The organism is Psychrobacillus sp. FSL H8-0510, assembly GCF_038008345.1.
Lineage (GTDB): Bacteria > Bacillota > Bacilli > Bacillales_A > Planococcaceae > Psychrobacillus > Psychrobacillus psychrotolerans.
Map to the genome: position 1 here is coordinate 521,362 of NZ_JBBOYZ010000001.1, position 14,629 is coordinate 535,990.

At 37.5% G+C, this 14,629-nt stretch carries 12 protein-coding genes; 10 read left to right on the forward strand and 2 right to left on the reverse strand.

The features are described 5' to 3' along the window. The first annotated feature begins 125 nt into the window (after positions 1-125). The 5 genes from MHI40_RS02600 (at position 126) to MHI40_RS02620 (ending at position 5,552) form a co-directional block, all read left to right on the forward strand. Positions 126-1,604: an aldehyde dehydrogenase family protein gene (locus MHI40_RS02600; protein ID WP_340761398.1), complete on the forward strand. Its 1,479-nt coding sequence runs from the start codon at positions 126-128 to the stop codon at positions 1,602-1,604. 15 nt (positions 1,605-1,619) lie between these two features. Then, positions 1,620-2,777, forward strand: a complete 1,158-nt coding sequence (locus MHI40_RS02605) for a saccharopine dehydrogenase family protein (RefSeq protein ID WP_340761399.1) — start codon at positions 1,620-1,622, stop codon at positions 2,775-2,777. Between the two features lie 2 nt (positions 2,778-2,779). Beyond that, the gene (locus MHI40_RS02610) at positions 2,780-3,973 is read left to right on the forward strand and encodes an acyl-CoA dehydrogenase family protein (RefSeq protein ID WP_340761400.1); all 1,194 of its coding nucleotides are present in this window, start codon (positions 2,780-2,782) and stop codon (positions 3,971-3,973) included. A 349-nt stretch (positions 3,974-4,322) separates the two neighbouring features. Then, complete coding sequence (locus MHI40_RS02615) at positions 4,323-5,090, forward strand: threonine/serine exporter family protein (RefSeq protein WP_340761401.1); 768 nt, start codon at positions 4,323-4,325, stop codon at positions 5,088-5,090. A gap of 12 nt (positions 5,091-5,102) precedes the next feature. Further along, positions 5,103-5,552 carry a threonine/serine exporter family protein gene (locus MHI40_RS02620; protein ID WP_093535939.1) on the forward strand — a complete coding sequence of 150 codons (450 nt, stop codon included), beginning with the start codon at positions 5,103-5,105 and terminating at the stop codon, positions 5,550-5,552. 202 nt (positions 5,553-5,754) lie between these two features. Here MHI40_RS02620 and MHI40_RS02625 read toward each other — a convergent pair whose 3' ends face one another. Beyond that, positions 5,755-7,767 carry an EAL domain-containing protein gene (locus MHI40_RS02625; protein WP_093535937.1) on the reverse strand — a complete coding sequence of 671 codons (2,013 nt, stop codon included), beginning with the start codon at positions 7,765-7,767 and terminating at the stop codon, positions 5,755-5,757. Positions 7,768-7,897: 130 nt separating this feature from the next. On the opposite strand from MHI40_RS02625, the gene MHI40_RS02630 reads away from it, so the two are divergent. From MHI40_RS02630 to MHI40_RS02645, 4 genes are all read left to right on the forward strand, one after another. Further along, positions 7,898-8,824, forward strand: coding sequence for a DMT family transporter (locus tag MHI40_RS02630; RefSeq protein ID WP_281249744.1), 927 nt, complete (start codon positions 7,898-7,900; stop codon positions 8,822-8,824). A 108-nt stretch (positions 8,825-8,932) separates the two neighbouring features. Next, entirely contained in the window at positions 8,933-10,669 is a 1,737-nt protein-coding gene (locus MHI40_RS02635) for an ABC transporter ATP-binding protein (protein WP_340761402.1), read from the forward strand. Next, positions 10,653-12,473 carry an ABC transporter ATP-binding protein gene (locus MHI40_RS02640; protein ID WP_340764363.1) on the forward strand — a complete coding sequence of 607 codons (1,821 nt, stop codon included), beginning with the start codon at positions 10,653-10,655 and terminating at the stop codon, positions 12,471-12,473. Before MHI40_RS02635 ends, MHI40_RS02640 begins: the two co-directional genes overlap by 17 nt. Positions 12,474-12,483: 10 nt before the next feature. Continuing rightward, the gene (locus tag MHI40_RS02645) at positions 12,484-13,362 is read left to right on the forward strand and encodes a GNAT family N-acetyltransferase (RefSeq protein ID WP_093535931.1); all 879 of its coding nucleotides are present in this window, start codon (positions 12,484-12,486) and stop codon (positions 13,360-13,362) included. Positions 13,363-13,503: 141 nt separating this feature from the next. Here MHI40_RS02645 and MHI40_RS02650 read toward each other — a convergent pair whose 3' ends face one another. Continuing rightward, entirely contained in the window at positions 13,504-13,902 is a 399-nt protein-coding gene (locus MHI40_RS02650) for a VOC family protein (RefSeq protein ID WP_340761404.1), read from the reverse strand. Between the two features lie 203 nt (positions 13,903-14,105). On the opposite strand from MHI40_RS02650, the gene MHI40_RS02655 reads away from it, so the two are divergent. Continuing rightward, a complete protein-coding gene (locus tag MHI40_RS02655; protein WP_340761405.1) occupies positions 14,106-14,528 on the forward strand; it encodes an NUDIX hydrolase in 423 nt (140 codons plus the stop codon). The last annotated feature ends 101 nt before the right edge of the window (positions 14,529-14,629 follow it).

A 14,629-nucleotide genomic window follows, 5' to 3' on the forward strand; every position in this document is an offset into this window, starting at 1 on the left:
ATACGAAAGCAGGGTGAAAAAGTTTCATTCGAAATATCCAAAGATTTTTAAAGGGATTTATGAAATTTTATAGAATATATGAATAATGGAAGCGTTTACATTTAAAAGTGAAAAGAGGGAATAAAATGAAATTAACTAACTTTATTAATGGCAATTGGCAAGACTCCGAGGGTGCAGATTATACACCAGTGGTAAATCCTGCAAATGGTGAACAGCTATCAGAGGTGAGGCTATCTACGGAAGAAGATGTAAATCTTGCGGTAGAAGCAGCAGTAAAAGCACAAAAAAAATGGGCACTCGTTCCTGCACCTAAACGTGCAGATTATTTATATGAAATTGGTAGGATAATGAAAGAAAAGAAAGAGCACCTTGCTCAAGTGTTAACAAAAGAAATGGGAAAAGTAATTGAAGAGGGACGCGGAGAAGTTCAGGAAGGCATTGATATGGCGTTTTACATGGCAGGAGAAGGGCGCCGATTATTTGGAGAAACAACCCCATCGGAATTGGCAGACAAGTTTGCGATGAGTGTCCGTTCACCTATTGGAGTAGTGGGGCTCATTACACCATGGAATTTTCCGGTGGCAATTGCTACGTGGAAATCCTTTCCCGCTATAGTGGCAGGAAATGCATTTATTTGGAAACCGGCAACGGAAACTCCGATGATGGCATATGAAATGGCTAAAATCTTTGAGGAAGCCGGACTTCCACCTGGAGTGGCTAATGTCGTTTTTGGGTCAGGTTCTCAAGTTGGGACAGCTATGATCGAACATCCAGATGTAAAGGTTATCTCGTTTACTGGTTCTACAGAAACAGGGAGTAAGGTAGCCGAGCTTGGTGGTCGTCACTTAAAGAAAGTTTCTCTTGAAATGGGTGGAAAGAATGCAGTAATCGTCATGGAGGATGCAGACCTACCATTAGCAGTGGAAGGTATTTTATGGAGTGCCTTTGGAACAGCGGGACAAAGATGTACAGCATGTAGCCGAGTTATTGTGCATAAAGATGTAAAAGAAGACTTAGAAAAAATGCTCCTAGAACAAATGGAAAAACTAACGATTGGCGATGGACTAGATGAAACGGTGAAAATTGGTCCAGTTATTAATAAAAATGCTCTGGAAAAAATCCATTCCTATATAAAAATTGGACAAGATGAAGGGGCAACTCTCCTAACTGGAGGGGAAATATTAAGTGAGGGTATGTTGGCAAAAGGAAATTATTATGCCCCTACGTTATTTACAAACGTGAAGCCAAATATGCGAATAGCGCAGGAGGAGATTTTTGGTCCGGTTGTTTCCTTGATAGAAGTAGGTTCTCTAGAAGAAGCGATTGAAGTAAATAATGGAGTGAAATTTGGATTATCCAGCTCAATTTATTCGAATGATGTCAACAAAGTATTCCGTGCACAGCGTGATTTAGATACTGGAATTGTATATATTAACGCAGGTACAACAGGCGCAGAAATTCACCTGCCTTTTGGAGGAACAAAAGGGACTGGAAACGGACATCGCGATTCAGGGGTAGCAGCATTAGATGTGTATACAGAATGGAAGAGCATATATATCGACTACAGTGGGAAATTACAACGCGCACAAATAGACACAGAATAATAGGGGGAAAATTATATGATAGTTGCTGTATTAGGTGCAGGGTTAATGGGGAAAGAAGCAGCTCGTGATTTAGTGTTAAGCCCAAACGTGGATAAGGTTCTTTTATGTGATCTAGATGTAGGTCAAGCGAAGATGTTTAAGGAAAGATTGCAAAACTCCAAGATTGAAGTTTTAAGACTAGATGCTAACGAGGATGATAGCATACGCAAAATCATGAGAGAAGCGGATGTAATTATTAATGCATTATTTTATACATTTAACGAAAAAATAGCTCGGCTTGCTATAGAAGAGGGAATCCATTCTATTGATCTGGGAGGACATATTGGTGGAGCAACGGATCACGTATTAATGCTTCATGAAAAAGCTAAAACTAAGGGGATTACTCTAATTCCGGATTTAGGTGTTGCTCCTGGAATGATTAATATATTGGCTGGATACGGAGCTTCCAAACTTGATGAAGTGAATGCTATTCGTTTATATGTCGGTGGAATACCAGTTGAACCAGAGGGGATTTTTGGTTACAATATTGTTTTTTCATTGGAAGGGGTCTTTGATCATTACACAGATGCTTCACATGTCGTGAGAGAAGGGAAACTTCAGGAAATTCCTTCACTTTCAGAAGTAGAACCTATTACTTTTGAAGGATATCGTGAACTGGAGGCATTTCATACAGCAGGTGGGACTTCAACTCTACCTAAATCTTTTCCGAATGTGGATACACTTGAATACAAAACGATTCGATATAAAGGACATGCAGAAAAATTCAAACTGCTCGTAGACTTAGGGCTAACAAACAAAAATACAGTTGTTAATGTGAATGGCAATATGGTAAAGGCGCGAGATGTATTAAAGGAAGTCCTAACACCTCAATTATTACTCGGGGATAAAGAGGATGCAGTATTGCTGCGGGTAATTGTAGAAGGTTTAAAAGATGGGATGCCTACAAGCTTCACTTACGAACTGGCGACCAAAAAAGACTCCCTTTCAGGTGAAACAGCAATGGCTAGAGCTACAGCAAATACGATTTCCATTGTTGCGCAAATGATTGGTAACAACGTCATCAAAAATCGGGGAGTATATCCACCTGAATTAATCGTTCCTGGTGAATTATATATAAGAGAGATGGCAGCAAGAGGCGTAGAAATAAAAGAATCTAGTACTAGAGGTGAGTAAAGATGAACTTTGACTTCTCAGAGGAACAAGTACTGTTGCGCAAAACAGTTCGGCAGTTTGTAGATCATGAAATAATTCCTCATATGTCAAAATGGGAATTAGACGGTGCATTTGATCCTGCCATTTGGAAAAGACTCGCAGACCTTGGATTGATGGGTGTTTGTATACCTGAAAAATATGGTGGCAGTGGAATGGATTATAATTCACTTGCTATTGTTTGTGAGGAATTGGAGCGCGGAGATACGGCTTTTAGGACGGCAGTTTCAGTTCATACCGGTTTAAATTCCATGACCTTAATGCAATGGGCAACAGAAGAGCAGAAGATAAAATATTTGTTGCCACAAGCAAATGGTGAAAAAATTGGAGCGTTTAGTTTAACAGAACCAGGTGCAGGTTCAGATGTAGCTTCGATGTCTACAGTAGCAGTACTTGATGGTGACGACTATATATTAAATGGCCAAAAGACATGGATTTCTCTTTGTGATGTGGCTGATCATTTTATTGTTTTTGCTTATACCGATAAATCTAAAAAGCACCATGGTATTAGTGCGTTTATCGTGGAGCGTACACTGGACGGATTCTCATCTAAAGCGATTAAAGGTAAGTATGGTATTAAGTCAGGGAATACAGGAGAGCTATTTTTTGACAATATGCGGGTGCCAAAAGAAAATCTTCTTGGGAAAGAGGGAGAAGGATTTAAGATTGCCATGTCAGCCCTAGATAATGGTCGATTCACAGTAGCAGCAGGAGCTGTTGGACTTTCAATAGCTTGTTTGGAAGCAAGTGTGAAGTATAGCAAAGAACGTCAAACGTTCGGAAAAGAGATTGGCAGACATCAGCTTGTTCAACAGATGATTGCTAAGATGGAGGCCGGACTTCAAATGAGTCGCCTTCTCGTATACCGTGTAGGCGAACTAAAAAACAAAGGTGTGCGCAACACAAGAGAAACATCTCTAGCAAAATGGCAGGCATGCGATTTTGCTAATAAGGCAGCAGATGATGCGGTGCAAATACATGGGGCATATGGATACTCCGATGAATATCCAGTAGCTCGATATTTGAGAAATTCTAAGGCTCCAGTTATTTATGAAGGAACGCGAGAGATTCATACAATTATGCAAGCAGAGTACGTCCTCGGTTACCGAGAAGACAAAACGCTAAGCAATATGCTGCCGAAGTGGCCATTTGACGAATAAAGCTTTAGTAGCAGCATGACCATAAACAAAAGCTCCCGAAGAATCTATTCGGCAAGAGTTTAACTTTAATATAACCCAGTACTTCTAACTAGCCCGCTAAGTGATAGGAGTTAATTTATTATATAATTTATAACACTAAGCGTGATTTTCGCGAGGAACAATGATAATAATTGCCTCTATTTGCTACGGATGAATTTAAAAGTTATAATATGAATATATATTGATAAACTATATTAGAAAAATATTAAGTCTGAAAGTGGCTATTTTAGTCACTTTCTTTGTTTTTTTATAAAGTAAAGGTTTCATCAGTATTTGTTTTTTTATAGTTGGTTCTATAAGATTAGCTTAAATGGAAGAAAGAAGGTGTTCCTTATTGGATACAGATTATGAATTGGTAGTGGAGAGCTGTTTACTTGCAGGACGGTTAATGATGGAAAGTGGTGCTGAAACGTATCGAGCAGAAGATACGATGGACCGCATGGCTATTTCACAGGAACTTACGCAATCTCAAAGCTTTGTCACTCCAACAGGGATCATTTTTAGTGGGAATAAAAACCTTCCAACAAGATTAGTACGAATAAATGCTAGAACGACGGATTTAGGTAAAATCGCCTCCGTTAATAATGTATCTAGAAAATTAGCTTTTAGAGACATTACAATTGAAGAGGCATATAGCGAGCTTAAACAGATTGAAGATGAACATAAAACCTATCCATTTTGGATTCAAATAGTTGCAGCGGCAATTGCTTCAGGTGCATTTCTTTTATTATTTTCCGGAAAACTAATAGATGTACCTACTGCTTTACTTGCAGGAGGAATTGGTTATGCAATAGCAGATCGGTTAGAGATAAGGACGAGGGTTAAATTTTTTGCGGAATTTTTTGCGGCGTTTGTGGTTACTGTCATTGCAACCATTTCAGTTGCCATTGGTTTGGGAAGTGAAATAGATACCATCATTATTGGTTCTGTTATGCCACTTGTTCCAGGTCTACTCATCACCAATGCAGTCCGCGATTTAATGGCTGGTAGTTTTGTATCAGGTCTATCCAAGGGAGCAGAAGCTTTCCTCACAGCGTTTGCAATTGGAGCCGGAGTCGCGCTAGTACTATCACTGTAGGGAGGATTCAAATTGATATATGTAGTTCAAGGTATTTTAAGTTTTATCGCAGCCGCAGCGTTTGGAGTAGTATTTAACGCACCTAAGAAATCGCTGTTTTACTGTGGAGTAGTGGGGATGACCGGTTGGATTGTTTATATGTATGTGAACTCGTTAAATCAGGATCAGGTGAGTGCATCGTTTGCAGGAGCCTTCACCGTTGCATTCGTATCCCATATAATGTCCAAAAAATTTAAAATGCCGATGATTATTTTTAGTGTTGCAGGAATCATTCCATTAGTCCCTGGAGGCACGGCTTATAATGCCATGAGAAGTGTTGTGGAAAAAGATTATGCATTAGCTCTTGAATTTGCTTCTCTAGCTTTACTGATTTCAGGTTCGATTGCAATGGGCTTAGTATTTGCTGAAATTATTACACAGCTTTGGACGAAAGCAATTCTAAGATTAAAAACAAAACCGTGAGCAAAGAGACTTTGTCTTTGCCCGCGGTTTTTAAATTTTCAAGTCCGCGAGTATATCACCAATGAGCGCTGGTAATCGAAGAACGAAAGCGAGTAACCGAATGAATACAGCGAGTAAATGCTCAGCTACCGCAAGTAAGTTACCTAAAAAATAATGTAAAAAAAGTCTGCCCTGGGGACAGACTCTTTAAATGTTTCCTATTTTATAGCATTTTTTCTACTTCTTCTGCGGAAATTGGCGGGCTAATGTAATAGCCTTGGACTGCGTCACAGCCGACTCGTTTAAGTAGAGCAAACTGTTCGGCACTTTCAACACCTTCCGCGACCACTTGAAGGTCTAATGATTGGCCAAATTGCACCAAACCTTGAACAAGCTTCTCGAGTTTTTCTTGTTTAGTTACAGAATTTATGAAAGATTTGTCTATCTTCAACTTCCCAATTGGTAACATTTGCAAGTATCGTAAAGAAGCATAGCCTGTTCCGAAGTCATCTAACACAAAGACGATTCCATCTTGCTGCAGCTTCTGTATTTGCTGAACAATTGCTTTTTCTGCCTCTGCTTCGAGTGCAAATTTTTCAGTAAACTCGATTTGGATAAGTTCTGGAGAACATTTGTACTTTTCAAGTACTTTTCGAATGGTCTTTACCATATTTTTATCTCTAAATTCGCGAATAGAAGAGTTAAAGCTCACTTTGATAGGCATTCCTTTTTGAGCCCAAATAGCAGCTTGCTCACAAGACTTTTCTAACATAAACTGACCAATCTCATTGATCAATCCTGTTTCCTCAGCGATAGGAATTAGTTCCTCTGGTGAGACCGTTCCCAGTACACTATCTTCCCATCTAACTAATGCCTCTACAGAAGTTATTGCTCCAGTTTTGACATCTTGTTGAGGCAAGAACATGACGTGTAAATCACGATGATTCAATGCTTCTAATAATCGCTTTTCAATTTGAACCTTACGAGAAAGTTTTGAATGGTCAGATTTGGAAAGAGTCGCAATCATACTGCCTCCCTCTAATTTAACCTTTTGAATTGTATTAGTAGTTGCTTTTAACAAATGGAGGTAAGATTGCTGATCTTCCGGATACCTTGTAATTGCTCCACTAACAGTAATCGGGATTATTTTGCTGTCTAAATAGATTGGATTTTGCTTTAAATAATTGGCAAATCCTTGGATATACCAGTCACTTAAAGGAGTGACTATTGCAAAATCATCTCTACCGGATCTTGCTATAATAGAATCTTCAAAGTAAATTTTTAATCGTTTAGTGAACTCATTTAACATTTTTGTTTCTGTTTGATCATTAAAAATTTCTTTTAACGTATAAAATTGATCAATGCCAATGAACACAAAAGAAAATGATTTTTTTTCATTAATATATTCATTTACTACTTCTTCTAGACGATGTCTGCTTAGCAAACCTGTTTCTGTATCTACATAAGCTATTTGTTCAAGTTTAGTCTGCATTAATTTTTTTTCTGTTATTTCATCTTCCAATAATAAAAAGTAAGGAGTATTATTTTGAGTATTGTGGACTGGAATAGCGAGTAAATTCACCCAAAAAGTAGTTCCGTCTTTTGTGATTTTCTCCACGGATCCTTGAAATACTTTTCCATCTCGAAGACGCGTAATTATTTGGTTTCCAATTGCCATATGTTCAGGGGTGTCCGGGAGTAACTGCCAAAATGATTTTCCGACAATTCGTTTAGGAGTCCAGGCACTCTTTTTCAAAAACTTATCATTCGCATGCATGATTAGTCCCTCGGGATCTATATAGACGATCATGTAGGAATTAGACAATCCTTTTTTTATGAGTTGAAGCTCATGAAAAGAAGATGCTTCCATGAGATCCTTTGTATCTGTTTTAATCTGAAATAATACATAGCGCGTGTCTTGCCATGAAAAAGACTTTGCTACGATGGAAGTTTTTATAGCTATTCTATCTTTTGAATATAGAACTACAGGACTAATCTCAAAGGGATCCTCTGTTTGTAAAATAGTTTCCCAATTTGCAGTTATGTGACCTTGTGTATAGTCTGTAAAAAATGGTACATCCATGTCTTGTAGATCATTAATAGAGTAACCTAATTGTTTTACTGCTTCTTGGCTACACCAGACGATCTTGCCTTTGTTGTCCGTCATAAAACTCGGTGTCGGCAAATGTTTAAAAAAGGTGTTGCCTAGGTCTAAAGATTCTTCCTTGAGAAACATATACAGGGCCTCCTTAAATAGTCTAATATTTTTTTATTTCGTTTCTAAAAGTCATTAGTATAATACCATATATTCATTTATTTATAAACAGGTGGGTAAAAAGTACTTTCGAAAGTGGTGTGTTTAATTGATAAAAAATGATTTTACAAGGTCCAAAGGTATACTGCTTATAATTCTTGGGTCTATACTATGGGGGGCAACCGGACCCATGATGGAATGGATATTAAATAATACAAATTTGTCCGTTTCCTTTTTTTTGACGGTCCGCTTAATAACGGCCGGTTTATGCATACTATTTTTTCTCGCCATAACTGGTAAGCAAATATTTCTGATATGGACAGATATTAGTTGGCTTAAACAATTAGTTGTTTTCAGCGTGCTAGGAATGTTAGGTGTTCAATATACATTTGTTGCTGCAATTGAAGCAAGTAATGCATCAATCGCTACACTTCTTCAGTTTCTAGGACCTGTCTATATCATTTTATTTTTATCTTGGAAGAACAAAATATTTCCACCTAAATATCAGATTATAGGTATTATCGGCACGCTAATTGGTTTGTTTTTGTTGTTAACGAATGCAAATGTGAAGGTATTATTAATAAGTAAAGAAGCTTTACTTTGGGGCTTAGCGGTAGGTGTAGCTTTTTCCATTTATACCGTCTATCCCGCTCGATTAATGAAAGAGTGGGGAGTTCTTCTTATTGTAGGTTGGGGAATGTTAGTAGGAGGGGTAGTGCTAGCAGGAGTTACCCAAGTATGGAAATCAGATGAATGGACTCATCTTACTGTATTTCCTATAAACTTGATCGTCGTAATTATTATATTAATAGGAACCATTGCGTTTATCTTGTTTTTGTCGAGTATGAAATACATAACAGCAGTGGAAACAAGTATACTTTCTAGCATTGAGCCATTAACCGCGATGATTATATCGGTATTCTGGTTTGGACAAATACTTGGATCATGGCAATATATTGGAGTAATTATTATGCTTCTATTTGTCACCTGGCTCTCTATTGCAGGAGAAATTAAATGGATGCGTAAAAGTAAAGGATGACTTTCAAAATATTAAGTCATCTTTTTCTATGTCTTCAGAAGAGTTTATGGCATAATAGGTTTTACAAGAATTAATTCGAGTATCGAAGAATCTAGGGGTGTTTTAATTTTGAAGACAATTCTTTCTTATTTATCTCCATATAAAATATTGGTTATTGTCGCTTTAGTGTTGATGTTAGTAGAGCTTTCCGTAGAGCTTGTTCAACCATTGCTAATTGCTATTATTATTGATGATGGTATTTTGGCTGAGGACCAGCAAGCTATTATTCTTTGGGGAAGTATCATGCTCGGGATATCTTTTTTGGCATTCTTAGCAGGAATTATTAATACATATATCGCTTCCCATATTGTGCAAAGTTATGGGTTTGATATACGTCAGGCATTATTTAAAAAAGTGCAAGCCTTTACAATGGCTACTTTTTTAAAGTTTCCAACAGCTAGTTTAATCACACGTTTAACTACTGATGTGACAATTACACAAAATTTAATTTTTATGGGATTACGTATTATGCTTCGAGCGCCTTTACTAGTCGTGGGAAGTATTATTATGTCCTTTATAGTGGATCCATACTTGGCTATGTTCTTAGTAATAGGTGCTCCATTTTTAGTTGTATTCTTATACATAATGAGTAGGAATGGCTTAAAATTATTTAGTAAAGTTCAAAAAAGGGTAGACCTGGTCACAAGGAAAATACAAGAAAATTTACAGGCGGTACGTTTAATAAAAGCATATTTGCGTGGTAATTTTGAGTCAAGTCGTTTTGCATCTGTTGCAGATAACTTAAAAGTGGATAATGTTAAAGCATTCCGTATCATGGAGTTAATACTGCCTGTATTGCTCTTTGTAATGAATGTCAGCTTATTGGCAGTATTATGGTTTGGAGCAAAAGAAATTCAAACGGGTGACGTGGAATTAGGGGAGCTAGTAGCTATTATTAACTATGCGATGCGTATGACAGGTGCCTTTTCTATGTTTGCTTTCATTATTATTTTCTTCTCTAGAGCAAAAGCATCATCGGAACGGATGGAGGAAGTGCTCAAGGTCGAGGAGGGCATTGAAATTATTAATGAAGACTCAGAAGGGACGACTCCGGGAATAGGAGAAATTGAGTTTCAGCATGTGTCATTTCATTACCCAACGACAGATTTACCTGTATTAAAAGGCGTCTCCTTTAAAGTGCAACCAGGATCCAAGCTTGCGATTATGGGAGCTACTGGTTCTGGAAAATCAACGCTTCTCAATTTAATCCCGAGGTTTTTCGATACAACAGAAGGAACTATATTAATAGACGGAATCGATGTTAAAGAATGGCCACTTAAAGAGTTAAGAAAGATAATTGGACTTGTTCCTCAACAATCTATTCTTTTTACGGGAAGTATAGAAGAAAATATTGGTTGGGGAGATCAGGCAGCGACGGAAGAGTTGCTGAGAGAAGCAGCTAACCAAGCGCAAATTCATGAATCTATCGAACAATTCCCAGACCAATATAATACGAGAGTAGGGCAAAAGGGAGTCAATCTCTCTGGAGGTCAGAAACAGAGATTATCCATTGCACGTGCACTCGTAAGGAAACCAGAAATATTATTATTAGATGATAGTACAAGTGCATTAGATGTTTCAACAGAAAATGCGTTGTGGGAAGCTCTTGAAGAAGAAAATGCAACGATGCTTGTTATTACCCAGAAAATCCGAACTGCAAAGGGCGCAGATCATATTTTACTATTAGAAGAGGGCCAGGTATCTGCTTATGGAACTCATGATGAGTTGATGAAGGACTCCACTCTTTATAAAGCAATAGCGGAATCACAACAAGAGGGGGGCGAACATGATGAACTTCATTCGTAAACCTTTCGGCTATGAGCCTATTATTACTAAAGAAGATTTACAGAAAGACCATAAAAAGAAGGTGGATAAAGCTTCCGATTGGAAGGGTGTTTTAAAGGGGATTTGGAATTTAGTAGACGAACAACGTTTTCTATTAGTCATCGTTCTTCTGATGGTAGTTGTCAGCTCGGCATTAGCTTTAGTTGGACCATATCTAATCGGAGTAATTGTGGATGACCATATCTCCAAAAGTATATTTGTCGGTCTTTCCAAAATAATTGGAGTATTACTTTTCGTTTACTTGTTTTTCTCTATTGCTACTTATTTGCAAAGTTATTGGATGATCGGCATTTCTCAGCAAACAATATTTAGACTTCGTACAGGATTATTTGAACATTTACAGAAGCTCCCCGTGTCCTTTTTTGATAAACGCCAGCACGGCGAGCTAATGAGTCGTATGACAAATGATATTGAAAACGTTAGTCAAACTTTAAATTCGTCCTTTATCCAAGTATTTTCAAGTATTCTAACTTTGGTTGGGACAACAGTTGTCATGCTTTTATTGAGTCCGCTTATGACCTTAGTGACGCTTATCATTGTGCCTTTTATGTATTTTGCAATGAGATGGATAACGAAGCGTACCTCAAAATTATTTAAGGAACAGCAAAAAGCAGTTGGTGAACTAAATGGAATGATTGAAGAAACAATTTCTGGTCAACGAATTGTAAAAGCCTTCTCACAAGAAGGAAGAATGCTAGAAGAGTTTGCTATTAAAAGTGAACGCTTAAAGAGAACTGGATTTTGGGCTTTAACTTACTCCGGTTTTATACCAAAAGTGATGAACTTATTGAATAATACAAGTTTTACACTAGTTGCTGCTGTAGGTGGGTTATTAGCCTATTATGGGCATGTGACAATAGGAGAGATTGTTATTTTTACGGAGTATTCAAGGCAATTTACTCGTCCATTAAATGATTTAGCTAACCAATTCAATACGGTATTATCTGCAATTGCAGGTGCGGAACGTGTTTTTGCTATTATGGATGAGCCAATTGAAGACGACGCTGCTCTAGACAATGCAGATTATGTATTGAAAGGAAATGTAACATTTGAAGATGTAACGTTTTATTACAACAAAGATGATGAGTCTCCGACTATTTCCAATGTATCTTTTCATGTGGATTCAGGGAAAACTGCCGCATTAGTTGGCGCAACAGGAGCTGGAAAAACGACCATTATGCAGCTGCTAGCGCGTTTTTATGAAGTAAATGGTGGACGCATATTAGTAGACGGGATTTCTATCGATGAGTTGCCTAGACATACACTACGAAGTCAAACGGCATTTGTTTTACAGGATCCGTTTTTGTTCGAAATGACGGTAAGAGAAAATATTAGATATGGCAAATTAAATGCTACGGATGAAGAAGTGTTACACGCTGCTAAAGAAGCGAATGCACATGATTTCATCATGAAACTACCAAATGGCTATGACACCATTTTATCAGCTGATGGTGGCGAAATTAGTCAAGGTCAAAAGCAGTTATTATCCATTGCACGAGCGCTAATTGCAGATCCAGCAATACTTTTATTAGATGAAGCAACATCGAGTATAGATACTGTGACCGAGATGAAAATCCAAGAGGCACTTGAACGACTAATGGAGGGAAGAACGAGTTTTGTAATAGCCCATCGACTAAATACGATACGCCAAGCTGATTTAATATTCGTGATGGAAGCTGGAAAACTAATCGAGTCGGGTACTCAAGATGAGTTGTTGCAAAAGAAAGGCAAATATTATAGTATGTTAACGAATTCAAAGACTTAAGGAGAAATAAATGAATATATCTATAATGACTGTGTCCTTTCCTTTAGACGAGGAGACAATGGAAGAAATAACGGAATTGATAGTTGAGGCAGAAAACATGGATAAAGTGGATTATACTTCTCTGCTAAATGTAGGGGAGCTATCCGACTTCTATACAAAGGGTTTTTGCATATTAGCCTATGAGGACGATAGCGACCGTTTGGTTGGCGTGTTAACGTCCATTGATCGAATAGCGACACTCGATTTTGAATGGAGTAGTGTTGTGCTACCTGGTGTTCGGAGATTAGGGATAGGCGAAAGACTGGTAAGAGAATTGGGCAAAAATCTAGAAGTAAGAGCAGCTGTTTCAGATATCGCTTTAAATCCAGAAAGCTCGGAAGCAGGTAAGCAGCTACTGCATAAACTTGGATATGCTTTTGATTTTCAAGAGCGAACAATGGTAGCAACTGCGATGAGAAAAGTGGAAATAGAAAGTGAAGTCGAAGTATTAGAATACACCAAAGAAGAGTCAGAGGTCGTTGACGTATTAGTAAGTGCATTTGGCGACACGGAAGAAGAATCTAAAGTGTTAATTGCTTTTAATACTCAAACGCCAAATCGTCATTTGATGGTTGCTTACTTACAAGGTGAAGTAGTCGGAACAGTTACTGTAGTTGAGGAAGGCGAAAAGCTATGGGCGACAGGGCTTGCTGTTCATGAAAATGCACGTAATAATGGTGTGGCAACATCCTTATTAAACTGGAGTAAAAACGAAGCTAATCGTATGGGGAAAACATCGGTCTATTTGGATGTAGAAACTGATAATACTCAGGCATTGTCTATTTATGAAAGAGCTGGATTTACGACAGTGAGTAATACTCATTTTTATACAAGAAGTTTGCTAAATTAGGCAATGTTAAAATAGGTTGCTGATATTGAAATAGAGAGGGCTTGGAGAACTTCCAAGCCCTTTTCTTGTGTTTACTAAGGCATGTCGTTAGAAATTATATTATTATTTTTGATATTAGGAGGAGAAAAAAAGGTTTTTCTATTATTTTGGGAGATTTAGTTGCCATGAAACTCCGAAACGGTCATTTAGCCAACCAAACTTTTTACTAAAACCATAGTCACCTAAAGGCATGAGTGTTTGTCCACCTTCGTTGAGTGATTGATAAAGATCGTTCAGTTCCTCTTCCGTATCACATGTAACAAATATGGAGACTGAAGGAGTAAAAGAAAATTGATGTTTCACATGACTGTCAATACACATAAATTCTTGCTGTTTTAAAGTAAAAGTAGCCTGCATTACCGTTCCTTCTTTTCCAGATTCATTAGGTCCGTAACGAACAATACTTGTAATTTGAGAATCCTCGATAAGGTTTGTGTAATAATTCATCGCTTCTTCTGCATTGTCATCTTGAAACATTAAGAATGTCGCTAACTTTTCCATTTAATCTACTCCTTTTCATATCAATCCTCTAAAGTATAAATCAATTCTTATAAAAATATCCATAATCGATTAATTGACCTTTTTCTTAAACAGCGTCTTCAATTAAATGGAACAGAGAGGATAATCATTTCTTCAAGATAAGAGGTACAAATAGAGGAAAAGACTTTTGCTATATAGAATATACAAAATGAGGGGGGAAGATAATGTTCATCGTTAATGTTGAAGGGGCAATCTACCAAAATGATAAGTGGCTGTTAATAAGAAGAAGTGAAAAAGAAGAGCACGCAGGAGGGTTATTATCTCTTGTTGGAGGTAAGGTAGAGAAAGATGGGATATCTTCCAATATATTAGAAGAAACGCTAAAAAGAGAAATTTCAGAAGAAGTGGGTGTACAGGTTTCCAATCTTAGGTATGTTAACAGTACTTTATTTGTAACTGATACGGGTTTAACTGTCGTAGACATTGTTTTTCTTTGCGAGCATGAATCTGGCATACCTTATGCTAAATGCCTGGATGAGGTGAGTGAAGTTTATTGGGTATCGGCACAGGAAATTTTAGATAATCCAGACTTGCCAGTTTATCTGAAAGCAAATATTAAATTGGCATATAAACTTCTCCATTCTTAGTGTATTAGACAGGGAAGTACCTGGAGAGACTTAGACCTTGGTATGGAACCGTTCGTAGATAGAGGATATGAATTTATAAAAGAGTTAGCTAATACATATAG

Bases quoted from the DNA above. Each gene is read 5' to 3' on its own strand.
- MHI40_RS02615 (WP_340761401.1), top strand. From the start codon at position 4,323: ATGGAAGAAAGAAGGTGTTCCTTATTGGATACAGATTATGAATTGGTA.
- MHI40_RS02655 (WP_340761405.1), top strand. From the start codon at position 14,106: ATGTTCATCGTTAATGTTGAAGGGGCAATCTACCAAAATGATAAGTGG.
- MHI40_RS02605 (WP_340761399.1), top strand. From the start codon at position 1,620: ATGATAGTTGCTGTATTAGGTGCAGGGTTAATGGGGAAAGAAGCAGCT.
- MHI40_RS02650 (WP_340761404.1), bottom strand. From the start codon at position 13,902: ATGGAAAAGTTAGCGACATTCTTAATGTTTCAAGATGACAATGCAGAA.
- MHI40_RS02640 (WP_340764363.1), top strand. From the start codon at position 10,653: ATGAACTTCATTCGTAAACCTTTCGGCTATGAGCCTATTATTACTAAA.
- MHI40_RS02645 (WP_093535931.1), top strand. From the start codon at position 12,484: ATGAATATATCTATAATGACTGTGTCCTTTCCTTTAGACGAGGAGACA.
- MHI40_RS02610 (WP_340761400.1), top strand. From the start codon at position 2,780: ATGAACTTTGACTTCTCAGAGGAACAAGTACTGTTGCGCAAAACAGTT.
- MHI40_RS02600 (WP_340761398.1), top strand. From the start codon at position 126: ATGAAATTAACTAACTTTATTAATGGCAATTGGCAAGACTCCGAGGGT.
- MHI40_RS02625 (WP_093535937.1), bottom strand. From the start codon at position 7,767: ATGTTTCTCAAGGAAGAATCTTTAGACCTAGGCAACACCTTTTTTAAA.